This is a genomic window from Nonomuraea endophytica, assembly GCF_014203235.1.
GTDB classification, from domain to species: domain Bacteria; phylum Actinomycetota; class Actinomycetes; order Streptosporangiales; family Streptosporangiaceae; genus Nonomuraea; species Nonomuraea endophytica.
On record NZ_JACHIN010000006.1, the window covers coordinates 489428 to 513949 of the forward strand.

19 protein-coding genes are annotated in these 24522 nt (G+C 71.5%); 16 read left to right on the plus strand and 3 right to left on the minus strand.

Going from position 1 to position 24522, the window contains the following annotated elements; translation table 11 throughout:
• Window positions 1-891 carry an alpha/beta fold hydrolase gene (locus tag HNR40_RS24405; protein WP_184965070.1) on the minus strand — a complete coding sequence of 297 codons (891 nt, stop codon included), beginning with the start codon at window positions 889-891 and terminating at the stop codon, window positions 1-3.
• Window positions 892-999: 108 nt separating this feature from the next.
• Complete coding sequence (locus HNR40_RS24410; RefSeq protein WP_221340753.1) at window positions 1000-1563, minus strand: aldo/keto reductase; 564 nt, start codon at window positions 1561-1563, stop codon at window positions 1000-1002.
• Between the two features lie 24 nt (window positions 1564-1587).
• Here HNR40_RS24410 and HNR40_RS24415 point away from each other — a divergent pair, with 24 nt between their 5' ends.
• The 15 genes from HNR40_RS24415 to HNR40_RS24485 all read left to right on the plus strand — a co-directional run bounded on the left by HNR40_RS24415 (window position 1588) and on the right by HNR40_RS24485 (window position 14143).
• On the plus strand, window positions 1588-2232 hold the full coding sequence (locus HNR40_RS24415) for an MmyB family transcriptional regulator (protein WP_246509389.1): 645 nt from the start codon (window positions 1588-1590) through the stop codon (window positions 2230-2232).
• 24 nt (window positions 2233-2256) lie between these two features.
• On the plus strand, window positions 2257-2850 hold the full coding sequence (locus tag HNR40_RS24420; RefSeq protein WP_184965072.1) for a TetR/AcrR family transcriptional regulator: 594 nt from the start codon (window positions 2257-2259) through the stop codon (window positions 2848-2850).
• A 78-nt stretch (window positions 2851-2928) separates the two neighbouring features.
• Window positions 2929-4059: an aromatic ring-hydroxylating oxygenase subunit alpha gene (locus HNR40_RS24425; RefSeq protein ID WP_184965074.1), complete on the plus strand. Its 1131-nt coding sequence runs from the start codon at window positions 2929-2931 to the stop codon at window positions 4057-4059.
• A complete protein-coding gene (locus HNR40_RS24430; RefSeq protein WP_184965076.1) occupies window positions 4056-4823 on the plus strand; it encodes an alpha/beta fold hydrolase in 768 nt (255 codons plus the stop codon). The genes HNR40_RS24425 and HNR40_RS24430 overlap by 4 nt, the downstream gene beginning before the upstream one ends.
• Window positions 4820-6079 carry an MFS transporter gene (locus HNR40_RS24435; RefSeq protein WP_184965078.1) on the plus strand — a complete coding sequence of 420 codons (1260 nt, stop codon included), beginning with the start codon at window positions 4820-4822 and terminating at the stop codon, window positions 6077-6079. The genes HNR40_RS24430 and HNR40_RS24435 overlap by 4 nt, the downstream gene beginning before the upstream one ends.
• A 15-nt stretch (window positions 6080-6094) precedes the next feature.
• Window positions 6095-7057, plus strand: a complete 963-nt coding sequence (locus HNR40_RS24440) for an LLM class flavin-dependent oxidoreductase (protein WP_184965080.1) — start codon at window positions 6095-6097, stop codon at window positions 7055-7057.
• The gene (locus HNR40_RS24445) at window positions 7054-8232 is read left to right on the plus strand and encodes a cytochrome P450 (protein WP_184965082.1); all 1179 of its coding nucleotides are present in this window, start codon (window positions 7054-7056) and stop codon (window positions 8230-8232) included. Before HNR40_RS24440 ends, HNR40_RS24445 begins: the two co-directional genes overlap by 4 nt.
• A gap of 3 nt (window positions 8233-8235) precedes the next feature.
• Entirely contained in the window at window positions 8236-9465 is a 1230-nt protein-coding gene (locus HNR40_RS24450; protein WP_184965085.1) for an NADH-ubiquinone oxidoreductase-F iron-sulfur binding region domain-containing protein, read from the plus strand.
• A gap of 3 nt (window positions 9466-9468) precedes the next feature.
• Complete coding sequence (locus HNR40_RS24455) at window positions 9469-9660, plus strand: ferredoxin (RefSeq protein WP_184965086.1); 192 nt, start codon at window positions 9469-9471, stop codon at window positions 9658-9660.
• 26 nt (window positions 9661-9686) lie between these two features.
• The gene (locus HNR40_RS24460; protein ID WP_184965088.1) at window positions 9687-10124 is read left to right on the plus strand and encodes a YybH family protein; all 438 of its coding nucleotides are present in this window, start codon (window positions 9687-9689) and stop codon (window positions 10122-10124) included.
• Window positions 10121-11017, plus strand: coding sequence for a DUF1028 domain-containing protein (locus tag HNR40_RS24465; RefSeq protein WP_184965090.1), 897 nt, complete (start codon window positions 10121-10123; stop codon window positions 11015-11017). The genes HNR40_RS24460 and HNR40_RS24465 overlap by 4 nt, the downstream gene beginning before the upstream one ends.
• Window positions 10969-11856, plus strand: coding sequence for a dimethylarginine dimethylaminohydrolase family protein (locus tag HNR40_RS24470; RefSeq protein WP_184965092.1), 888 nt, complete (start codon window positions 10969-10971; stop codon window positions 11854-11856). The genes HNR40_RS24465 and HNR40_RS24470 overlap by 49 nt, the downstream gene beginning before the upstream one ends.
• 117 nt (window positions 11857-11973) lie before the next feature.
• Window positions 11974-13131 (plus strand): aromatic ring-hydroxylating oxygenase subunit alpha, encoded by a 1158-nt coding sequence (locus tag HNR40_RS24475; RefSeq protein WP_184965094.1) that lies wholly within the window; start codon window positions 11974-11976, stop codon window positions 13129-13131.
• Between the two features lies 1 nt (window position 13132).
• Window positions 13133-13513, plus strand: coding sequence for an SCP2 sterol-binding domain-containing protein (locus HNR40_RS24480; protein ID WP_184965096.1), 381 nt, complete (start codon window positions 13133-13135; stop codon window positions 13511-13513).
• 18 nt (window positions 13514-13531) lie between these two features.
• The gene (locus HNR40_RS24485; protein WP_184965098.1) at window positions 13532-14143 is read left to right on the plus strand and encodes a TetR/AcrR family transcriptional regulator; all 612 of its coding nucleotides are present in this window, start codon (window positions 13532-13534) and stop codon (window positions 14141-14143) included.
• 5 nt (window positions 14144-14148) lie between these two features.
• On the opposite strand, the gene HNR40_RS24490 is transcribed toward HNR40_RS24485, so the two are convergent.
• Window positions 14149-18078 (minus strand): NACHT and WD repeat domain-containing protein, encoded by a 3930-nt coding sequence (locus HNR40_RS24490; protein ID WP_184965100.1) that lies wholly within the window; start codon window positions 18076-18078, stop codon window positions 14149-14151.
• Between the two features lie 370 nt (window positions 18079-18448).
• On the opposite strand from HNR40_RS24490, the gene HNR40_RS24495 reads away from it, so the two are divergent.
• Window positions 18449-24475 carry an RHS repeat-associated core domain-containing protein gene (locus HNR40_RS24495; RefSeq protein WP_184965102.1) on the plus strand — a complete coding sequence of 2009 codons (6027 nt, stop codon included), beginning with the start codon at window positions 18449-18451 and terminating at the stop codon, window positions 24473-24475.
• Window positions 24476-24522 lie beyond the last annotated feature (47 nt).

A 24522-nucleotide genomic window follows, 5' to 3' on the forward strand; every position in this document is an offset into this window, starting at 1 on the left:
TCAGGTTCTGTCCAGGAATGTCTGTAGCTGTGCGGTGACCAGGGCGGGGGCCTCTTCTGGGAGGTAGTGGTCGCTCGGCAGCGCCGTACCGCTGACATGGTCGGCGTATTCGCGCCACACCTTCAGCACGTCGTAGCCGCGGCCGACGAAGCTGTGCTCGCCCCACAGGGCGAGCACCGGGCAGCGCACGCGGCGGCCCGCCGCGGCGTCGGCCTCGTCGTGCTCCAGGTCGACGCCGGCCGCCGCCCGGTAGTCGGCGCACGAGGCGGCGATCGCGGCGGGGTCGGAGAAGCAGCGCACGTAGTCCCGGACCGCGGCCTCGTCGTACGCGGAGCCGCCGGAGTGGCGTGCCGTCATCCGGCTGCGGATCCAGAACTCGGGATCGTTGCCGATCAGCCGCTCGGGGATGCCGTTCCCGGCGGCGAGGAAGAACCAGTGGTAGTAGCCGAGGCCGAAGGCGGCGTCGGCGTGCGCGAACGTGTGCCGGGTCGGCACGATGTCCAGGACGGCGAGCGCCTCGACGGCGTCGGGGTGGTCCAGGGCCATCCGGTGGCCCACCCTCGCGCCCCGGTCATGGCCCACCACGGCGAAGCGGTCGAATCCCAGGTCCCGCATCACGCCGATCTGGTCGGCGGCCATCGCCCGCTTGGAGTAGACGTCGTCGGTGACCGGGTCCGGCTTGGCGCTGTCGCCGTACCCGCGCAGGTCGGTCAGCACGACCGTGTGCCGGGACGTCAGCGCCGGGGCGACGTCGTGCCAGATGAGGTGCGTCTGCGGGTAGCCGTGCAGGAGCAGCACGGGCGGCCCGTCACCCCCGATGACCGTGTGGATGGCGACGCCGTCCACGTCGACGGTGCGTGACTGGAACGTGCTGGGCAGCGGGACGCTCATGCTTTCCTTCAAGGAGCTTGGGCACGATGGAAGTGCATGGCACCGATTTGAGCAGCTCAACCGGGTCGCCGTCCAAGAGGTGCTACCTATCTGACCGATCGTCTCTGCCTATCGGCGACGGGTCTCGACCTTCAGGCCGCCGTGGGTCGCCGCGCGCATCCTGTCACTGGCGAGCATGTCGTGCGGGAAGCCGAGCTCGATCGCGCCGACCTCGTCGAGGCGGGCGAGCTGGGCGGGCGTGAAGTCGACCTCCGGGGCGCCCAGATTGTCCTTCGGCTGTGCGAGAGTGCGGGCGCCGATGAGCGATGCCGTCACACCTGGCCTGTGCAGGCTCCAGGCCAGCCCGACCTGGGCGGGTGTATGACCCAATTCGCCGGCGACCTCCTTCACGACATCGGCGATGTCCAGGTTGCGTCCGGTGAGTCCGCCGTTGGCGAGGTTGAAGTCCCTGCGGGTGCCGTCGCCGGCCACGGCGTCCGGCGCGGTCAGGTCGGCGCGGCTGTACTTGCCGGTGAGCACCCCGCCGGCCGGCGGCGAGTACGGCACCACGCCCAGCCCCATCTCGCGCGCCATGGGGATCAGGTCACGTTCCCCGGTGCGCTCGATCAGGTTGTGCTCGATCTGCAGCGCGACCAGAGGCGACCAGCCGCGCAGGTCGGCGATCGCCTGCATGCGCGACACCTGCCAGGCGGGGGGTTGGAGATCGCCACGTCGAGGACCTTGCCCTGCCGTACCAGATCGTCCATACCGCGCAGGACCTCCTCGACGCCGCGACGCCGCGACGCCGGCGAGCCCGCCACCACAGCCGCGCCGCCGCTGGCCCGGCTGGTCGCCGACCGGTCGCCGCTGCCGGCCATGCTGATGAACCACCGCTTCGACATCCTGGCCTGGAACGGGGAGATGGCGAGGTTGCTCCTGGACTTCGACACCCTGCCGCCGTCGCGGCGCAATGCGATGTGGCTGTGCCTGATACATCCGGAGATACGGGAGTTCTCTGTCGACCGCGAACGCGTCGTGCGGGACGGCGTCGCCCACCTGCGCGCCGCATGGGCCGCGCATCCGGAGGACAAGGCGCTGACCGGGCTCATCGCCGAGTTCATCACGCGCGACGAGGAGTTCGCGAGGCTGTGGGCCGAGCGGGACGTCATGGTCAACGGCCGCGGGCACAAGGTGCTGCGGCACCCTGACGTCGGCACGATCGCCCTGCAGTTCGAGGTGCTCTCACCACTTCAGGATCCGGACCAGCGACTGATGATCTGCCGCGCCGCGGACGACGAGAGCCAGTCGGCGGTGGACCGGCTGAACCAGCTCCCTTCAGGGCCTGTGGGCTCGACAAGATAAAAATACTGCCATACACTTATTCTCATGCCGAGAGTCGCCGATCACGCGCAGCGCCGCCGCCAGGTGGTGGAGGCGACGATGCGGGTCATCGCGGCCCGGGGAATGGAAGGGCCTACGGTGGCCGAGGTCGCCGCGGAGGCGGGGGTCTCCGTCGGGCTGGTGCAGCGCTACTTCCCGACGAAGGACGAGATGCTGCTGCTGACCTTCGAGTTCCTCGGCGCACGGCTGGTGGAGCGGCTCAAGAACGTCTGGGAGGCGGGCGGCCCGGTCAAGGACCGCCTGCGCCGCTGCCTGCTCGAACTGCTTCCGCTGGACGACGAACGCACCGCCGAGATCAGGATTTATCAGGTCTTCTGCGGCAGGGCAGTGAACAATCCGGCCCTGCGCAGAGTGCAGGTCGCGGTCTATTCCACGGCCCGGGCCGACCTCGCGGCGACCATCGCGCAGGCGCAGGCCCAGGGGGACATTCCGGGCGACAGGGATCCGGACGAGGAGGCGGCGTCGCTGTGGGCGCTGGTCGACGGGCTGGCGCTGCACAGTTGCGCGGACCCCGCCGGGCTGCCGCCGGCCAGGGCCGAGCGCCTGGTCGACCGGCAGCTGGACCGCCTGTTCGGCTGAGGTCAACCCCATGGGCTGTTTTTGAACGAAGGTTCAGCAACAGAAATTGGACAACGGTCCAAGAAAGAGGTGACGTGCATGCCGGACACCGCGACGCAGTTGCTCCCGCCGAGCGCCTACTTCAACACCGACTGGTACGAACGCGAGCAACTGCACCTGTTCAGCCGCACCTGGCGCTACGCCGGCACCATCGACGACCTCAAGACACCGGGTTCCTATAGGTCGACGCAAGTGGGGCGGCACCCGCTGGTCGTCGTCCGCGGCAAGGACGGTGAGCTGCGCGCCTTCCACAACGTCTGCCGTCACCGCGGCACCGCCGTCCTGTCCGGCAGCGGGGTGGTGGACAAGCAGATCGTCTGCCCCTACCACAACTGGACGTACGGGCTCGACGGCTGCCTGCTGGCCGTCACCCAGCGCAACGAGGTCGATCGTCACCTCGACCGCTCCACGCTCGGCCTGCACCCGGCCTCCGTGGCGGTCTGGCGCGGCCTGGTGTTCGTCCACCCGGATCCCGAACCGGAGCCGCTGACCGGCTGGCTGGCGGACCTGCCCGACCGCATGCCGCCCTACGACCCGGAACAGCTCGCCGAGGTGATGGCCCCGCAGCGCTACGACATCAAGGCCAACTGGAAGGTGTTCATGGAGAACGCCTTGGACAACTACCACCTGGGCTACGTGCACAAGGACACGCTCGTCGGCTACGACCACAAACGCCAGGAACAGTACGCCTGCGGCGAGCGGCACTGGTTCTTCTACGAGCCGCCGCTGAAGCCGGGCGAGCTGACCCCCATGGAGGCCGGGCTCAAGCCGATCGCCACCGAACCCCGCTGGTACGGCTCCGCGTTCGGCCTGTTCTTCCCGAACCTGTTCGTGCTGTCCTCGGCCGTCATGTGGTCGAGCATCGAGGTGATCCCCACCGGCCCCGAGACCACCACGTTCGAGATGCGCACCCGCTTCATGCCCGGCCAGAACGGCAAGCTCGCCGTGGCGGGGCTGAAGGCGGCCGTGGGCGGGCTGACCAGGCGGCTCCTGCGCAAGCAGCGCAGGTACGACCTGATCGAGGAGGACGTCTTCTGCTGCGAAGCCGTACAGGTGGGCATCAAGTCACCGCTCTTCTCCGTCGGCCCGATCGCCTACCGCTACGAGCGCGGCATCCAGGCCTTCCAGCGCAACGTCCTCGACTACGTGCCGCTGGAGACGGGCCGGTGATCGTCACGGTGCCCGGCGGCCGGCTGGCCGTCGTGGTGCGGGAGGGCGGCGCGGCGACGCCCGTGTTGTTCCTGCACGGGCTCAACAGCTCGGCCGACGTCTGGACCGCCGTTTTCGAGCGGCTGCCGCGCGAACGCGCGCTGGCCGCGATGGACCTGCGGGGGCACGGCGGCTCCACCCGGGAGGGCTCCTTCGAGGTCGAGCGTCAGACGGCCGACGTGCTCGCCGTCGTCAACTGGCTCGGCTGGCCGAGGGCCCACCTCGTCGGCTCCTCGTACGGCGGCGGCCTCGCCCTGGCCGTGGCCGCCGCACACCCCGGCCGGGCGGCCACGGTCACGTTGTTCGGCACCGCGCTGGACCCGGCTCCCGGGACCTTGGAACCGGCCCTGAACCTGCTGGCCCGCATAGGAGTCGCGGGCTTCTTCGCCGCGATCGCCCCCGAGTGGACCTTCGCCCCCGGCGCCGATCCCGGCCTGGTGGCCGAGGCCAACCGGGTGGCCGCCGCCAACTCGCCGGCGACCGTGGCCCGGCTGCTGGAAGCGGGGTTCACCGCCGACTTCCGCCCGGCGGCGGCGGAGGTGAACTGCCCCGTTCTCCTCGCCCGCGGCGAGCACGACAGAACCTGCCCGCACGAGGTCGCCGCGAAGACGGCGGCGGCGCTGGGCATCGAGCCGCACACCGTAGCGGGCGCCGGTCACCTGCCCATGGCCGAGGCGCCGGACCTGACCGCGGCCCTGATCGCGAGCTCCTGGAGGCGGCGATGAGGGCCGGCGCCTCGGCCATGGGAAGCATGACCACCGCCGAGGCGCGCGTGGGTGTGGCCTTCCGGCTGGGCCTCGGCGCCAGCTCCTTCGGCGTGCTGGCGGCGCTGCTCACCCCCGCCCAGATCCTGCTGCCGCTGCAGGCCGCCGAGCTGGGCGGCGAGTCCAAGGCGGGCACGCTGGCGCTGGTCTCCTCCCTCGGCGGCCTGGCCGGTGTGGTCGCCGCCCCGCTGGTCGGCATGGTCTCCGACCGCACCAGATCCCGGTACGGCAGGCGGCGCGCCTGGGTGCTGGCCAGTGCGGTGACCGGGGCGCTCGGGCTGGCCGGCCTGGCCGCGGCGACCAGCGTACCGGCGCTGATGCTGGCCTTCGGCGTGCTCCAGATCGGCATCGGCGGCGTGATCGCCGGCTCGCTCGCCCTCGTCGCCGACCAGGTGCCGAGCAGGCAGCGGGGCGAGATCTCCGCGGTGTTCGGGGTGGCCGGCGCGCTCTCCCCCGTCTTCGGCGCCTGGGTGTTCAGCCTGCTGGGTGGCGACGTGCCCGGCGCCTACCTGGTGCTCGGCGTGCTGATGCTGGGCGGCGGGCTCCTGATGCTGGTCACCGTCCGCGAGCCGTCCAGCGTTTCGGACCTGGTCCGGCCGTGGGACTGGCAGGAGTGGCTGGCCTGCGTCCGGCTCAACCCGCGCCGCGACCCCGACCTCGGCTGGATGTGGCTGACCCGTTTCCTGGTCTTCCTCGGGCTGGCGCTCTCGCTCGGCTTCAGCCTCTACTGGGTGCAGGAGGTGCTCGGTCCCGGCGCCGGACCGGCCGAGGTGGCCGGCTACATCGCGGTTTCCACGTCCATGTACGCGCTGGTGGCCGTGGTCTCCGGGGTGATCGCGGGCATCGTCTCCGACCGGCTGATGCGCAGGAAGGCGTTCGTCGTCGGCGCCGGGCTCGTGCTCAGCGCGTGCTCGGTGGCCAATCTTGCCTGGCCGACGTGGACGGGCATCCTGGTCGTCGCCGCCGTGACCGGGCTGGCGTTCGGCGTCTACTCGACCATGGACCTCGCCGTCGCCGCCGACGTGCTTCCCCGCGCCGACGAGTACGCCCGCGACCTGGGCGTGCTGCAGAGCGCCAACACCTTTCCCAGCCTGGCCGGACCGGTCCTCGGCGCCGTGATGCTGTCCGGCGCCGGATTCACCGGCCTCTTCGCCGCCGCCGCGCTGTGCATGGCCGGCGCCGCCTTCACCGTCACCCGGATCACCGCGATCCGTTAGCCGAAGGAGTACACCGTGCGATTGAGCCTCAGCTTCAGCGGGTTCGGGCCGTTGCCGCCCACGCTGCGCGCGGCCGCCGCCGCGGAGGGGGCCGGGCTGGACGGCGTGTGGATGTGCGAGCACCTCGGCTTCACCGACGCCGTCGTGCCCGCCGCCGCGGTGCTCGCCCGTACAGAACGCATCGAGGTGGGCCTGGTCGGGCCCGCCCCGATCGCCCGGCATCCCGCGCTGCTGGCGATGGAGCTGGCCTCGCTGGCCGCGCTCGCCCCCGGCCGGGTCCGGGTCCAGGTCGGGCTCGGCGACGCCCGGCTGGCCGGGATGCTCGGCGGCGACCACCGCCGGGGCGTGCGCGTCGCCGGGGAGTACGTGAACGCGCTGCGGCAGCTGCTGGACAGCGAACAGGTGGACGGGGAGTTCGCCGGACACCGGTTCGCCGGATGCGCCATCGTCGCGCCGCCCGCACAGCCGGCCATCGATCTGCTCGCCGTACGCCCGCGCATGCTCGAACTTGCCGGGCAGGTCGCCGACGGCGTGTCACTGACCGCCGGCGCCTCCCTCGGCTACCTGGCCGGAGCCGTGAACGCGGTGGTCAAGACTCTGGCCGAGGCCGGGCGCGACCGCTCGGACTTCCGGATCTCGGCGACCGTGCTCGGCGCGATCGGCGACGACGAGGAGAGCGCCGCGGCGATGCTCCGGCCGATCCTGCGGACGTTCGACGCCGCCGGGTACGCGGTGACCGCGCCCGGCCTGTTCGACCCCGCCGCCCTGGCGGAGGCCGAAACGGGCCGGCTGCCGATGGCCGACCTGCTGACCACCGCAGCCCTGTCCGAACTGGCCCTCGTCGCGACGCCGGACACGCTCCCGCGGGCCCTGGCCCGCCTGGCCGCGACCGGGGTCGACGAGGTCGCGCTCGGCCTGGTCAACCCGCCCGAGCAGGTGCCCGGCCTGCTGGAGTCGCTCGGGCAGGCCAGGCCATGACCTACACCTTTGAAGGCCTGGTCGTGCCCGACCCCTATCCGCTCTACCGGGAGCTGCGTGAGCGCGCGCCGGTCCATCGGATCCACGACGCCCTCTGGCTGATCAGCAGGTACGCGGACGTGCGGGCCCTGCTGCTCGACCCACGCGCCACCAGCGACCCGGCGGCCCGGCCCGACTACCGGGACTGGGCCGAGCGGCACCTCGACGGGGTGGACGGGCCGGTGGCCCGCTGGCAGCGCTCGATGTTCGTCTTCATGGACGACCCCGAGCACCGGCGCCTGCGGCAGCTGTTCCAGCAGGCGTTCACCCCCGCCTCCGTGCACGCGCTCCGGCCCCGGCTGGAGGCGGAGGCGGCTGAGCTGGTGAAGGCGGCCGGAACGTCCATGGACGTGGTGTCGGAGTTCGCGCTGCCGCTGACGACCACGCTCATCGGCGAACTGCTCGGCGTGCCCCAGGAGGACCGCGCCACCTGCGTGCGCAGGGCCGAGATCACCGGGCGCACGCTCGCGCCGATCGTGCCGCCCGCCGTGCTGGAGGCCGCCGCCGAGTCGCTGGCCGAGTCCACCGGCTACTTCCTCGACCTGGTCGAGCGGCGCAGGACAGAGCCGCGCGACGACCTGCTGACCGCGCTCACCGCGGTCATGACGCCGCAGGAGGTGGTCTCCAGCGCCCTGCTGCTGTTCAACGCGGGGCACGAGACGACCACCGCGCTCATCGCCAACGCCGTGCACGTGCTGCTCGGGCATCCCGGCCAGCTCGACCTGCTGCGGGAGACGCCGTCGCTGCTGACCGGCGCGGTCGAGGAGGTGCTCAGGTTCGAGCCGTCCTTCCAGTTCGGGCTCAAGGTGACGCGCGCGCCGATCGAGCTGGACGGGGTCACGATCCCGGCCGGCGCCGCGGTCGTCCTGCTGAACGCGGCGGCCAACCGGGATCCGGCCGAGTTCCCCGACCCCGAACGCTTCCTGATCACCCGCAGCGAGGGCAGGCACCTGGCGTTCGGGATGGGGATGCACCACTGCCTGGGCGCGCCGCTGGCCCGCATGGAGGCGCAGGTCGCGCTCGGCGCACTCCTGGCCGCCTGGCCGTGTTTCGAGCTCGGTCCGGACGAGCCGGTCCGAGCGGCTCCGGCCGGCGCGCTGCGCACGCTCGAACGCCTGCCGATCAGGAGGTGCTGAACGATGAACATCGCGACCCGCGTGGCCGTACCGGACGGGGGCGGCATGGCCGTACGGGGAAATGTCAGGGAGGACCTCGCCCGGCACCTCGCCGCAGGTGGCGACAGCGCGTTGCACCACTCCCCCGAGGCGGTGCTGACCGCGATCCGCGCCGCCGGGCTGCGCGGCCGCGGCGGCGCGGGCTTCCCGGTCGCCGCGAAGATCGAGGCGGTCCGCGCGGCGAGCGGGCCACGCGTGCTCGTCGCCAACGGGGAAGAGGGCGAGCCGGCCAGCGTCAAGGACCGCTACCTGATGCGCACCCGCCCCCACCTGGTGATCGAGGGCATGCTCCTCGCCCGCCGCCTCGTGGGGGCCGACCGGGCGATCCTCTACGTCTCCGACGCCCCCTCCGCCCGCTCAGTCCGGCAGGCGCTGAACGAACGCGGCTCGCCATGCGCGGAGGTCTTCGACGCCGAGCCCGGATTCGTCAGCGGAGAGGAGACCGCGCTCGTGCGCGCGATCGACGGCGGCCCAGCCAAGCCCACGGCCAAGCCGCCCCGGCCCTTCGAACAGGGCGTCGCCGGCCGTCCCACGCTGGTGCTCAACGTCGAGTCGCTGGCCAGGATGGCGCTGCTGACCCGGTTCCGGCGCGGCGGCCTGCTGGTGACGCTCTCGGGCTCGGGCCGCGCGCCGGTCCTGACGGAGATCCGGCATGGGGTACGGCCGGCCGACCTGGCCGCCCGCCACGGCTTCGACGCCGGCCGGGGCTTCCTGGCCGGCGGCTTCTCCGGCGGCCTGCTGCCGCCCTCGGCCGGCGACACGCCGCTGACCCACGAGGCCATGCGCGCGATCGGCAGCACGCTCGGCTGCGGCGCGCTGGTGGCCATCGGCCGCGACGACTGCCCGGTGGCGGCCGCCGCCGACGTGCTGGCCTTCTTCGACCGGGCCAACGCCGGCCAGTGCGGAAGCTGCTTCCGGGGCACGGGCGCCATGGCCGGGGCCGTTGAGGCGCTGCGCGCGGGCACGGCGGTCGCCGAGCAGGTGGACCGGCTGGCGCAGTGGGCGCGGCAGCTGCGCGGCCGCGGCGCCTGCGGCACCCTCGACGCCGCCTGCCTGACCGCGGACAGCCTCCTGCTCCACTTCCCCGACGAGATCCGGAACCACCTGGCCGAACCGTGCGCGCGCTGCGCCCGGCTGCCGGTGGGCGCCGACACCCGCTTCCGGGTGCACCCCATCGAACCCGAGGAGGGCTGACAGATGCGTGTGAACGTCGATGGCACCAAATGCGCCGCCTACGCGCTGTGCGCGGAGATCGCGCCTCAGGTGTTCGACCTTGACGACTTCGGCTACGCCGTGGCGACGCCGGAGGACGTCCCGGCCGCCCTGGAGGTGGTGACGGGGGAGGCCATCGAGGCCTGCCCCGTCCAGGCCATCCGCCGCCTCACCTGACGGCGGACCAATCGAAGGAGTGTGACATGAGCGACGACGAGCGGCGCGTCCGCGAACTACACGACGGCTGGGTGACGGCCAACGGCACCGGTGACGTCGACTGGCTGCGTGCCCATCTGGCCGGTGACGACTTCGTCATGTGGAACACGCTGGGCAGCAACTTCTTCGGCCTCGACGGCATCGTCGAGCTGTGGAAGCAGCTGATCGCGATGGCGGGCGAAGCCGTACCCCGGAAGGTCGTCTCGCAGGCGTGGGACGAGCGGATCACGGTCGGCGGCGAGCTGGCCGTGGTCAGCTACCTGTGCCGGCTGAGCGTCGACTTCGGGCCGCGCGGCGAGGAGGCGGGCGGCAACCTGGACCAGCGCTACCGCGCCACCGAGGTCTACCAGCGGCGCGACGGCGACTGGAAGATGGTCCACTACCACGGCTCGCCGCACCAGCCCGGCGTCATGGGCGGGTCATGACCTTCTCCGTGGCCGCCCGCTGCGCGCGTACCGGCCAGATGGGCGTCGCGGTGGCCTCGCACGCCCTCGCCGTCGGCGGGGTGGTGCCGTGGGCCCGCGCGGGCCTGGGCGCCGGCGTCGCCCAGGCGCTCACCGATCAGCGGTACGGCAGGCAGCTGCCGGAACTGCTGGCCACCGGCCTGACGCCGGTGATGGCGCTGGAGCTCGCCATGACCTATGACGAAGGCGCCGCGCTGCGCCAGATCGGCCTCGTGGACGTCCGCGGCCGCACCGCCGGGCACACCGGCGGCGGTTGCGTGGCCCACGCGGGATGGGGAGCCGGCGCCGGCGTCGTGGCCCAGGGCAACATGCTCACCGCCGACGGGGTGTGGGACCTCATGGTCGAGCGGTTCACCGGCGCCGCAGGCGACCTGGCCGACCGGCTGCTGACCGCCCTGCGCGCCGCCGAGGACGTGGGCGGCGACGTGCGCGGCGGGCAGGCCGCCGGCCTGCGGGTCGTGGACGCGACGCCGGAGGGCGGAATCCTGCTCGACCTGCGCGTCGACGACCACCCCGACCCGCTGGCCGAGCTGGAGCGGCTGCTCGGGCTCTGGCGCGGCGACCGCCTGATGCGCTCGGCCATCGCCGCCATGCTCGCGGGCGGCGAGCCGGAGCCGATCCTGACCGATCTCGACCTGGCCCAGCGGGCCTTCGGCGCGGGCAACCGGGAGCCGGCCTTCTGGCGATGCCTCGCGCTCTCGGCCGACGGCCGCCTCGACGAGAGCCTGCTCCACGAACTCGTCCGGGAGAACCCGGGCTGGGGCGAGCTGTATCACCGCCTCCACACCAACACGAAGAGGACAACATGCTCGAAATCAGTGTCACCAGCGACGTCGGCCGGCTCCGGGACGTGATCGTGGGCCCGGTCAAGGCGTTCACCCTGGAGGGCCTCGTGCTTGAGGCGGAGGCCGACGGCGATGCCGGCGACCGGGAGCTCATCACCGAGCTGCTCGCCCGCTACTCCATCGAGGCCCCCGACCCCACGATCGCGGCCAAGCAGCACGCCCAGCTCGTCGCGGTGCTGGAGGAGCACGACGTGACGGTCCGCTGGGCCGACCCCGTCGACTGCCTCACCCAGATGTACACCCGGGACATGGGCTTCGCCATCGACGACGTCTTCTTCCTGGCCCGCCCGGCCACCCCCACCCGGCGGCGCGAGCAGTCGGCGTTGCTGAGCCTGCACTCGCGCATGTCGAAGGTACGCGCGCTGGACGCCGGCTTCATCGAGGGCGGCGACGTGCTGGTCACCCCCTCCGAGGTGCTGGTCGGGATCGGCGACAGCACCAACGAGGAGGGCGTGGAGGCGCTGCGCCGGGCCATCGCCGACGCCGGCCTGTCACGCGAGGTGGTGCCGATGCGCTTCACCCACCGGGGCGTGGTCCACCTGGACGTGCACTTCACCCTCGCCTCGCCCGAGGTCGGCCTCGTCAGCCCCGCCGCCTTCGACGCCGAGAGCCTCGACCACCTCAAGAACCGCTTCGAGCTGATCACCGTGACACCGCAGGAGGTGCGGGCGCTCGCGGTCAACACGGTCGCGCTCGGGCCGGACCGGCTCATCATCCAGGCCGGGCACGAGCGGCTCGAGGCCGAGCTGTCCCGGCGCGGGATCACCCCGGTGCCGGTGGAGTTCTCGGAAGTCACCCGCTTCCCCGGCGGCCTGCACTGCGCGACGCTCCCGCTGGTCAGGGAGTAGGAGCGAGAGCGACCCGCTCCTGGAGCGGGTCGCTCTCACCCATTGACTAGCGGTTATCAACTGATACCCTGATCTCAGAGGTTATCGGCCGATAACCTCGCGATGAGAGGGTTCACCATGACTGTGATCACTGCGGAGGGAACCGGGGAGATCCTCGACGAGCTCCGCCGCTACCTCGACGAGGATCCGCCGGCCATCAGCCTCCCGCCGCGCGCCTACACCTCGCCCGAGCTGTGGGAGCTGGAACGGGAACGGATCTTCGGCCGCTCCTGGATGCTCGTCGCCCACGCCGGCCAGCTCGCCGAGACCGGCGACTACGTGGCGCTGTCCATCGCCGGGGAGGCGGTCGTCGTCACCCGTGGCGCCGACGGCACGCTGAGTGCGATGTCGCCGATCTGCCGGCACCGGCTGATGCCGCTGGTGGAGCTGGGCGCCGGCCGTACCGACTCCTTCACCTGCCCGTACCACCGGTGGAACTACGGCCTCGACGGGCGGCTGCGCGGCGCGCCGCACATGGGCGGGAACAAGGACTTCAACGTCAAGAACTGCCGGCTGCCCGGCTTCGCGGTCGAGGAGTGGAACGGCCTCGTCTACGTCAACCTCGACGCCGCCGCCGAGCCCATCGGCGCGCACCTCGACCTGGCCGCGCCCGACTTCGTCAACTACCGGCTCGGCGATCTGGTCCAGGTGATCACCGTGGCGGAGGAGTGGCAGGCGAACTGGAAGCTCGCGCTGGAGAACGGCTCCGAGAACTACCACGTCATCGGCCTGCACCGGAACACCCTGGAGCCGTTCCTGCCCGGCGGCGGCGATCCCCACATCAAGCAGTACTCGCCCTGGGTCCTGCACGCCCGCACCCCGTTCGCCGCGCCCATCGAGCCGGAGGCGCTCGACCTGAGCGAGCTGGAGAAGGCGCACGGGATGGCCCTGCTGTCCTTCCCGACCGGCGGCTTCCTCGCCATGGGCGACCAGGTCGTCTGGCTCAGCTTCATCCCGCTGTCCATCGACAGGGTCCAGGTGGTCGGCGGCGTGCTCATGCCGCCCGAACTGGTGGCCTCCGTGGATCCCGAGGCGCTCGCCCGAGCCCAGCAGACGATCACCGCGATGGTGAACAACGAGGACAAGGTGGGGCTCGAAGCCGTGCAGCGCGGCGTCACCTCACGCTTCGCCGAGCGCGGCCACCTCAGCCCCAAGGAGCCCGGCGTGATCGTCTTCTACCAGAACCTGGCACGCGCCCTGACCCGCGAGGGCGACGCCTGGCCCGGGAAGCTGTGACATGGCGCGCTATCTCACCCAGGAATGGACACAACTCGTGCTGCAGGAGACCCGGGACCTTCCCGAACGCCGGGGCGCCAACGCCCGCCTGCAGTACGTCCTGACCGGCGACAACGACGTGCACTATTACTGGACGCTGGAGCACGGCCGGGTGACCGAGGTCGCACTGGGCACCCTCGACAAACCCGACTACACGATCACCATGACCTACGACGACAGCGTCCGCATCGAGCGCGGCGAACTGACCGAGGAGGCCGCTTTCGCCCAGGGCACGATGAAGTTCACCGGCAGCATGGTCAGGGCCATGACGCTCATGCCGGTCATGGACGCGCCCGAGTTCAAGGCGGCGATGGCCCGCATCCGGGCGGCCACCGAACTGTGACCGGCTAGTCTGGCCCGCATGCCCGCATCGCAATGGAGCCCGTCGGCTGAGCGCATCCTCCGCACGGCCGCCAGGCTCTTCGCGGTGCACGGCTACTCCGCCACCTCCACCCGCGACATCGCCGCCGCCGTCGGCGTCCAGCAGCCGGCCATCTACAAGCACTTCGCCGCCAAGGACGACATCCTGGCCGCGCTGGTCAAGCTGGGCCTGGAGCGGCCGCTGGCCGTGGCCGCCTCGCTGGAGGTCGTCGCGGCCCCGGCGGCGGTCAAACTGCATCGGTGGTTGCGCGAGTCGCTGCAGCACCTGCTCGACTCGCCGTACGTGCTGGCGTCCATCCTCACCACGCCCGAGTTGGAACGCGACCGGTTCGCGGCCGAACGCGCGCTGATCGAACAGCTCGAACGGCAGGTCACCGACATGATCACGCAGGGGTTGCGCGAGGGCGACGTGCGGCCGATCAACCCGGTGACGGGGGCGCGGCTCGTGCTGGTGCTGTTCGACGCGATGGCGCTGCCGGAGTTCGCGGTCAGCCCGCCGGAGATCATCGACTTCGCCTTCACCGCCCTCCTGAACGACCCCTCCCACCTGCCCGAACTCCAGCACCAAGCCGACTCCCTCCCCCTCCCCTGACCAGATCACGAGTCACAGGGTGACAGGTAGGGAGTTTGGGGCAGGTGCCGGCGCCATTGCCGAGGAGTGAGCACGCCGCGGGTGGTGGCGCAGATTCGCCGGACGGCGTGGTTGACGTCGAGGTCCCACAGCCTGATGGTGCCGTCGGTGCTTGCCGTGGCGAGCGTGTCCGCGCCGGGCTGGAAGGCGATCGAGCGGACTCCGGCGGTGTGCCCGGTGAGGGCCTCGCCGAGGGGCTCGGGCCGGGCCGGGCCGGTGACGTTCCAGAGGCGGACGGTCTTGTCGTAGCTCCCGGTCGCCAGGGTGTGCCCGTCGGGGCTGAAGGCAACGGAGCTCACCGCCTCGGAATGGCCGGTGAGTGGCGAGGTGAGCGGGGCCGGACGCTCGGGGTGCCGGACATCCCACAACTGGACGGTCTTGTCATCGCCGGCGGTGGCCAGAATGCGGCCGTCCGGGCTGAACGAGGCCTGCTGGATCGGGCCGGAGTGCCCGCCGAGAGGCTTGGCGACCAGGCGGGGCGAGGCTGGGTCGGTGACGCTCCACAGGCGGGCGGTCTTGTCACTGCTGGCCGTGACGATCAGATGTCCGTCGGGGCTGAAGGCCACGGAATTGACGTAGCCCGCATGCCCGGAAAGCGGCCGGCCGTACATGATCGGATGGTGGCGATCGCGGATGTCCCACAGCCGGATCTCCATGTCGTCGCCGGCGGCGGCGAGTGTTCGCCCGTCGGGGCTGAAGGCGACGGGCGCGGCGTATCTGTGCCGGGTGGTGATGGGTTTGCCGAGGGCGCTGGGGGCGGTGGGGTCGGTGACGTCCCACAGTCGCAGGGTTTTGTCGCTGCCGGTGGTCGCCAGGGTGTGCCCGTCCGGGCTGAACGCCGCCCAGTAGGTCAGGCCGGCGTGTGCGGTGAGGAACCGCACGGCCGGGCGTCCGGAGCGCAGGGCGGTCCACACCCCGATCCTCTGGTCGTCGCCGGCCGAGGCGAGGGTGCGGCCATCTCGGCTGAAGGCCACGCGCACGACGCTGGCGGTGTGCCCGGTGAGGACGCCCGAGGGCATCGACCACAGGCGTACGGAGCTGTCGGCGTGCCCGGTCGCGAGGGTGCGCCCGTCCGGGCTGAAGGCGACCGCGAAGACGATGCCGGTCTGTGCGGTGAGCGGTTCTCCGAGTTGTACGGCAGCGGCCGGGTCGGCCAGGTTCCATAGCCTGGTCGTGCTGTCGACACTGCCCGAGGCCAGCGTCCGGCCATCGGGGTGGAACTTGACCGACCACACCGGGCCGCCGTGTCCGGTCAAGGGTGGTCCCGCGGGCCTGGCGTGGTCCGGATCGGACAGGTCCCACAGGCGGATGGTCTTGTCCTTGCCGCCACTGGCCAGCAGGCGTCCATCGGGGCTGAAATCGATGGAGTGGACGAGCGCGTGGTGGCCGGTCAGAGGTGCCGCGCGGGGCTTGGCCTTGGCCGGGTCGGTGACGTCCCAGAGGCGGATGGTCTTGTCGTCGCCGGCGGTGGCCAGCAGTCGCCCGTCAGGGCTGAACGCCAGGGAGCGGATCGCGGCACGGTGGCCGCCGAGCGGGTGGCCGAGAGGCGCAGGGTGGGCCGGGTCGGCGACGTTCCACAACCGGGTGGTGTGGTCCTCGTTCGCGGTGGCGAGGATGCGGCCGTCAGGGCTGAACGCCACCAGGTAGATCGTGCCGCGCGGGCCGGTGAGCGGGGCGCCGAGCGGTGACGGGCGGGCCGGATCGGACAGGTCCCACAGGCGGACGGTCTGATCGTCGCCCGCGGTGGCCAGCGTGTCGCCATCCGGGCTGAACACCGCGGAGGTGACCCAGCTGCGGTGCCCGGCCAGCGGCCGGCCGAGCGGCATCGGACGTGCCGGGTCGCGCAGGTCCCATAATCGCGCGGTCCCGTCGTAGCTGGCAGTGGCGAGCAGCCGCCCGTCCGGGCTGTAGGAGGTCAGGTACACCGCGCCCGCATGCCCGTAGAGCGGGGTCTGCAGGGGCGCGTGCTGTGTGGAGATCAACCTGGTGGACACGCTCATGTCGGTGGGTCGCATGCGCCGCGCGACCAGACTCAGCTGCGCCCACACCGATGGGTCGGTGGTACGCATCCGATCGGCCTCCGCCAGCACCTGTCTGAAGGTGGCCTCGTCCCGCTGGTGCACGGCCACGGCGGCCGCCCCCACGGCGAGGATCGCCAGCACGGCGACCATGGTGACGGCGCCGCGCCGGCCCCACTGCGTGCGCCGTTGGTGCCGGAGGGCGTCGGCGAGGAACTGCCGGGCCGCCGGCGTCACGTCCGTCAGCAGGCGGGCGGTGTCCAGGCGGGTTCCCCGATAGAGCAGGGAGGGGTCGCGGCCGTGCCGTTCCCAGGTGCGGGCATCCTCCTCCAGCCGTTGCCGTGCCACGTTCCCGGCCCGGTCGTCGTTGATCCACCTGCGCAGCCGCGGCCAAGCCCAGAGGAGGGCCTCATGGGCGATCTCCACCCCCGCGGCGTCCACCGTGATCAGGCGCTGCTGGGCCAGGACCTCCAGGGCCCGCGCCGTGGCGGCGCCGTTGGCCGCTCGCGCGGCCAGGTCGGAGCTTGGCATCCGCCTGCGGGTGTCGTGTCCTTCTTCGCCGATGCGCACGAGTTGGAGCAGCAGCTGGTGCGCCGCTTGCTGCTCATCGGGGCGCAGCCGGGTCCATGCCCGTTCCGCGGTGGTGGCCACCGAGCCGTGGATGCGGCCGGTGGCCAGGTAGGCGGCGACGCTGAGTTTGCCGGAGTGGCGTCGCCGCCAGGTGGCCAGCAACGCGTGCGAAAGCAACGGCAGTGCGCCTGGCTCCAGGCCTGCCGTACCGTCGGTGCAGCGCTCGCCCAGATCCCGCAGCATGATCTCGGCCAGGCCGGGTTCCGGTCGCAGGCCGACCGCTCTGGCCGGTGCGAGGATCGCTTCCCGTAGCTGGTCGGCCGTCATCGGCTCCAGGAGCTGCTGTCGCTCCCGCAGGGCGTCGGCGAGCTGCGGGTATCGCAGGCAGTGACCGTAGAAGTCGGCGCGCAGCCCGAGCACGACCAGGGCACGCCCTCCCGCGCTGCAGGCCGCGTGCAGGGCCTGGATGAAGACCCGCCGCCGCGCCTCGTCCGTGCACAGCGTGAAGGTCTCCTCGAACTGATCGACGATCAGCACGATCCGGGTGTTCGGCCCGGCGCGGGCGTTGACAGCCGTGCGTATCTCGGCGGCCAGGTCGTCTGGCAGTTCAGTCTGGCCGGTCGCGTGCAGGGCGGCATCGAGGGCGGGCGACATGCCGGGGAACCGGTCGGCGAGTTCGGCGACCGGGTCGGCCCCGGGGACCATGAGGAGCACCGGCCAGGCCTGGAGCTGGGGTGTTTCCTCGGCCAGCGCCGTCTGGAGGCCGGCCCGCAGCAGCGATGACTTGCCCGAACCCGACGCGCCGACCAGCGCGATCATCCCGCCCGTGGTCAGTGTGCCGGCCAGCAGGTCCAGCAGGGCGCCGGTCGCCTGCCCGCGGCCGAAGAACCAGGGGGCGTCGTCCTTGCCGAACGGCGCCAGGCCCGGATACGGGCGGATATCGGCGTCCTCAAGGGCTTCCGGCGCGGGGTCTGTGGCGAGAGCCGGGTCGGCCAGCGCGCTTTCCCACAGGGCGTGCCACGACGCCAGGTCGTACAGGTCCGCCACCACCGCGCGCGGCCGGCTGTCGCGCGCCCGGCCGATGAGCACGTCCAGGACCGCGGCCAGGACGGCGAACCGGACCGGGACCGTACGGCCCAGCCGCCAGTCACTGACCCGCTGCACCGATACACGCACCGGACGGCCACGGTCGTCGACGCGCCGCGCACGCGAGGCCGCCGCCGCGACCTGCTTCAGCGGGGGAGTTCCGGCCTCGGCGTACAGCAGCGCGAACCGCTCGGCGAACCTCGCGCGTGCTCCCGATGGCACCTGCCGTCCTCCTCCCCCGCGCTGCGATTCCGGTCCGGAAAATCCGCGGTCATGCCGTGACCAGGGCCTGCCGTCCGGCTGCGGCCCACCACCGTGTCGGGTTCGCCGACGGATGCGGATAATGACGGCGAATCTCGATCTTGCCCTCTGGGACGGGCGCGCTCTGGGCCAGGAACCTGCGTGTCCGGGTCGCGGCAGGACTTCCACCAGGCGGTGGAGGTGGTGACGCGGCCAGCCTGCCAGCGGGCTCCAACCGTGTACAGCGATCAGCTGATAGATGCGGCGACCGCCCTTGTCACCAGAGGACAACCGCGCCCGCCCAGTCACCCGCACTTCCCACTGCCCGGCGCACCCTCAGGGAGAAGAACCCATGTCCAGGCGATTACCCCACACGATCCCCCTCCGCCTGATGACCACGATCGCGTTACTGCTGTCAGGCCTGGCGGCGCCCGCGTGGCAGCCGGCCGCCCAGGCGAGCCCCGCCCCGCTCGATTGGCGCGCCGCTGTGCGGGAGCTCAGGGATCCGCCGGCCTCGCCGCCACTCGTCCCGGCCCGGTCGGCGCTGGCGGTCACCAGCACTCGCGCCGCAACGCCGTCCGCGCGGCTGCTGCCCGCCCCGGCGCTCGCCGAGGTACGGATGGGCCAGCCGGGCCGTTCCCAGCGGGTGGGCGCGTTGCCCGTCGAGCTGAGCGCGGGCGGAGCCCCCGCGGCAGGCCGCACGCTGCGCGTGGAGGTGCTCGACGCGGCCATCGCGCAGCGCCTGGGCGTGGCGGGGTTCGCCATGCGCATCTCCGGGCCGGGCGGCGCGGCGCTGGGCGCCGCGCCCTTGCCGGTGACGGTATCGGTCGACTACGCGGCCTATGCCGAGCGCTGGGGCGCGGGCTACGCCGATCGGCTCCGGCTCCTCGCGCTGCCCGCGTGCGCGGCGGCCACACCGGTCCCGGACGGCTGCGCCCTCGGCGGACGCCCCCTGCCCAGCCGCAACGAGCGACACCGGACCCGCCTGGTCGCCGGCATCGACGACCTGACCAGGGTGACGACCGGCAGCGGCGGCGATCCGGTGGTGCTGGCGGTGAGTGCCGCGCCCGACGGCGAGGAAGGATCGTTCAAGGCCACTCCGCTGGCACTGTCGGACGACTGGCAGGTCCGGACCGGCTCGGGTGACTTCTCCTACAACTACGACGTGCCGATCCCGAAGGCGCCCGCCGGGCCGACACCGACGGTGCGGCTGGGATACTCCTCCGGCGCCGTGGACGGCCTGGTGTCGGGGAAGAACACTCAAAGCGGGCCCATCGGGCTCGGCTGGGGCACGTTCGCCGACTCCTTCATCGAACGACGCTACAACTCCTGCCGCAGCGACGGGCAGGGCACCGATGACCTGTGCTGGAAGTCCGACAACGCGACCATCTCCCTCAACGGCAGGGCGGGAGAACTGGTGCCCATGCCCGGAACCAGCCCCAGACAGTGGCGGCTCAAAGACGATCCACGCTGGCGTATCGAGCAACTGACCGGCGTGGCCGAGAACGGCGACAACGACGGCGAACACTGGCGGGTCACCACCCCGGACGGCGTGCAGCACTACTTCGGCCGGGGCGTCAACCCCGACGTCGGGTCACACACCAACTCCGTGTTCACCGTCCCGGTGTTCGGCGACGACCCCGGCGAGCCCTGCAACACCGTGACACCGGTGAACTGGTGCCGGCAGGCCTGGCGGTGGAACCTCGACCTGGTGATCGACCCACACGACAACGTGCAGCAGTACGAATACGTGCGTGAGGTCAACCACTACGCGGCGCTCAACGGCTGGCCCGGCTTCGAGCACACCGAATACGTGCGCGGCGGCCTCCTCAAGATGATCAAGTACGGCAAGCGCCGCGCCCCCGGGGAGACCGAGCCCTCGGCCAGGGTGGACTTCGAAGTCGACTACCGCTGCGTGAATCTGGCGGCCGGCTGTCAGGAGCCCACTCCGGCCACCGCGGCCGAATATCCCGACACGCCGGTGGACCTGATGTGTTTCACCGCGGTATGCGCCCCGCACGCGCCCACGTTCTTCACCGCCCTGCGCTACGTGTCACTGACCACCCAGGTGGAGGTCGGCAACGGCGACTTCGCGGACGTCGACACCATCTCCCTGGCCCAGGGATTCCTCGATCCCGACGCCAACCGGCCCGGAGACCAGAAGCTGTACCTGACGGCGATCCAGCGTAAGGGCAGGACGAGCAGCCCGCCGATCACCCTGCCGGCGGTCACGTTCTGGCCCGTGCTGCTGAACAACCGGGTCGACGTCGGCGGCGGATTGTCGGCCATGCCGCACTACCGGGTCGGGGTGGTGACCAACGAGTACGGCGGCCAGACGATCGTCACCTACGGGCAACCGCACCCGTGCGCCGGCCCATTGCCCAACCCCCCGAACTGGCACCTGAACACGCGAAACTGCTACCCGCACTGGTATGCCCCCGAGGGGAGCGCCGGCGGCTTCGCCGTGTTCCACAAGTACGTGGTCACACAGGTCGAGCAACGCGATCCGGTGGCGGGCAGCCCGCCCATGATCACCACCTACAAGTACGGCGACGCGGTGGCCGCCGGGCTGCCCAACGGCGCCTGGCATCACGATCGGGACGAATTCATCACCAACAGCGTGCAAACGTGGTCGGAGTGGCGTGGCTACGCCGACGTGCTGGTCAGCCAGGGCGCCAGCCGTACCCAATACAGGGTCTTCCGCGGCATGAACGCCGACCGGCTGGCCGGCGACCCCTTCCCCGGCCCGGGTTCGAGGGTGGCCAGGACGTCCAGCCTCGACGGCACCGTGGTGAACGTCAGCGATGACAACTGGCTCGCCGGGGCGATCCTGGATCAGCAGTCCCTGCGCGCCGACGGCACGGTGCTGACCGGCCGGGTCAACGGCTACCACGCGCAGCGGACCCTGGACGCGCCCGGACCCGACCCGCTGGACGACGTGTGGTTCGTGGCGGCCAACGACGTGGTGGACCGGCGCCGTGATCCCGCCGACGGCACCTTCGCCCGGCGCCGGACCCAGACCGTCTACAACGGCCTGCTCGGCACCGTGGACAAGGTGGTCGAACACGGGTGGCTGGCATCCACCGGCGACGAGCGGTGCACTCTCACCGTCCCCACCGCCAACGCCTCCGCGTGGCTGCTGGACCTGCCCGCCTCCGTCACCCGATACGCGAACGCCAGCTGCGACGGAGCCGAGGCCACCCGCGAGGAGTACGCCTACGACGGCGCCGCGTTCGGAGCCGCCCCGGTCAAGGGCGACCGCACCGGCACCCGGGTGAAGATCACCGCCGCACCCACCTGGGCGACCACCACCACGACCTATGACAAGCTCGGCCGGCCCACCACGGTGACCGACCCCAACGGCCACGCCGCGACGACCGCCTACACGCCGGCCATCCGTTATCCGGCCACCACCACCATCACCAACGCCCTGGGACATGTGACCAGCACCGCCTGGTTCCGGCTCCGCCAGGCGCCGGAACGTGTCACCGACGCGCGCGGCAAACGCACCGGTTTCACCTATGACGCCCTGGGACGTACCGCCACCGTGCACCGCCCCACCGAACAGAGCACCGGCGCCCCGCCCTCCTACCAGTTCCTCTATGACATCGATCCCGCCAAGGCAAAGCCGGGGGTGGTGCGCACGCGTACCCTGCAAGACGGCAACCGCTACCTGGACTCCTGGATGATCACCGATGCGTGGTTACGGCCCCGCCAGGTCCATGTCCCCTCCCCCACCCAGGGCAAGGTGATCGTCACCGATACCCGCTACGACGAGCGGGGCCTGGTGGCCGCCACCACATTGCCCCAGGCCCTCGACGGTGCCGCGGGCCAGGCTCTGGTGGCCAAGCCCGGCTCCGGGTGGGCCAATGAGATCACCACCGCCTTCGACGAACTGCAGCGCCCCTTCTGGGAGATCACCTGGAGCGCGGGCGTCTACCGTCGCTCGTTCGGCACCGAGTACAGCCATGACGCGGCGACGCGCACCCCTCATCCGCCCTCCGGCGGCATCACCCGCAGCGTCAACGACGCGTACGACCGCGTCATCCGGGTCGAGGAACGCGAGGGGAACACCTGGCGGGCCACCCGCTACGGCTATGACAGCGCCGACCGGCTGGTCTCCGTCACCGATCCGGCAGGCAACATCATCACCAACACCTTCGACCTGGCCGGTCGGCGTACCCGCATGGCCGATCCGGACATGGGCACCTGGACCTACGGCTACGACGTCGCCGGAAACCCCACCCGCGTGACCTCCGCCACCGGCCAGCAGGTGCACACCAGTTACGACCCGCTCAACCGGCAGCTCCAACGCCGCAAAGACTCCGCCACCGGGCCGCTGCTGGCCAGCTGGGAGTATGACGCACCCGGTGAACGCGGCCTGCCCAACAGATCCACCCGCTTCGACGGCACCGGCACCTACGTGGTCGACGTCACCGGCTACGACGACCGGGCCCGGCCCACCGGCCGAGCCTGGAGTTTCCCCGGCGCCACCTACAGCGTCGGCTACGGCTACGACGCCGCCGACCACCCCACCAAGATCACTTACCCGGCGGTCGGCGGGCTGCCCGCCGAAACCGTGACCACCGGCTACACCGCACTCGGCCGGCCGGAGACGATGACCGGCGCCGCCGAATACGTCTGGGCGACCGTTTACGACGATCGGGCCCGGCCCACCTGGACCCTGTCCGGATCACGGACGGTGCCGTTCGGGCAGGTGCGCGAATACGACACCGACCAGCGCGTCAAGGCCATCAAGGCCGGTGGTGGCAGCACCGTCCTGCAAGATCTGCAGTTCACCTACGACCCCACCTTCGGCGCCATCCGCGAACGCCTCAGCACGCTGGGCGGCCAGACCGCGCGCGAATGCTTCGGCTACGACGAACGGCAGCGCCTGACCCGGGCCTTCACCACCAACGGCACGTGCGCCACGGGCACACCCGACACCGGCGCCAACCCCTACAACCAGACCTACCAGCACAGCCCCGACGGCAACCTGACACAGCGCACCGACGGCACCGCCACGACCACCTACACCTACCCGCCACCGGGCAGCCCCCGGCCGCACGCCCCCACCGCCGTCGGCGGCAACACCTACACGTGGAACGCCAACGGCGACCTGGCCGGCCGTACCATGTCGGGCACGGCCGAGAACCTCACCTGGAGCCCCGAACGCCTGCTCAGCTCGACCGGGAACTCCAGTTTCGTCTACGACGCCGACGGCAACCGGCTCCAGCGCACCACCCCGGCCGGCACCACCAGGTACATCGACGGGCACGAGATCACCGGCACCGCCGCCGTCCGCACCTATTCCTTCGCCGGCGCGATCCTGGCCACCCGCAGCAGCGGAGGCGTGGAATATCTGGCCACCGACAACCAAGGCTCGGTCCAGCTGAGCGTCCCCACCGCCGGGACCGCGCCCAGCAAGATCCGCGCCTACCAGCCCTACGGCAAGCCCCGCACCACCGACACCACCACCACCGACCGAGGGTGGATCGGCCAGATCGAGGACACCGCCACCGGGCTCAACTACCTCAACGCCCGCTACTACGACGCCGGCATCGGCCGCTTCATCTCCCCCGATCCCCTCTTCGACTACACCCGCCCGCAAACCATCAACCCCTACACCTACGGCCTGAGCAACCCCGTCGCCTACGCCGACCCCAGCGGCCTGATTCCCGACGCCTGCCGCAACGGGGAGATGCAATGCGAGCACAACGGCACCGGCTGGACCAATCCGGCCACACCCACTCCGCCCCCCTCCGACATCTGCACCCCCGGCTCCTCCGGGAGCAACCACCCCACGTGCGGGCCGGACAAGCTGGAACTGCAGACCGAATCCGACCTGCCCGAGGCCGTCCAGGACGTCCACGACGCCCTCGGGACAACCGACACCGCCCTCGACGTCAGCGACGTAGGACTCCAGATCTGCCGCCGCGACATCTGCGCCAAGGTCACCTCCCTCGCCGACAAACTGCCCGCAGTCGCCGGTTTCACCCCGCTCGACATCCCCGGCGCGATCGCCGTGGGAATCGAGTGCTACGACACCGGCCTGACCAGCGACCAATGCATGCGCGCGATCTTCGGCGAAGTGTTCGAAAAGATCCCCATCGCCGGGCAGATCTACGTGGTCGTCGATGCGCTCGACATCGACCTCAGCAAACTGCCGGGGCAGGCCAAGCGGCTCGTCCTGAGAATCTGGGACGAGTTCTTCAAGTCCGAGGGCAACGACCCGGGGCTGACGCATGACCCCGAAGTCGTCGAAGAGTACAACCAGCCGGTACGCCCCACCGGAAGCGCCAGCCCGTACCAGACCTGCGGCGTCACCAACCCACCCCCCGGCAGCCCGCCCATCTACTGCGAGCCGCCGGACGACTGAGCAACGCGGCCTGGTGGGACGGCTTCGTCAGCCGCCCCACCAGCCCG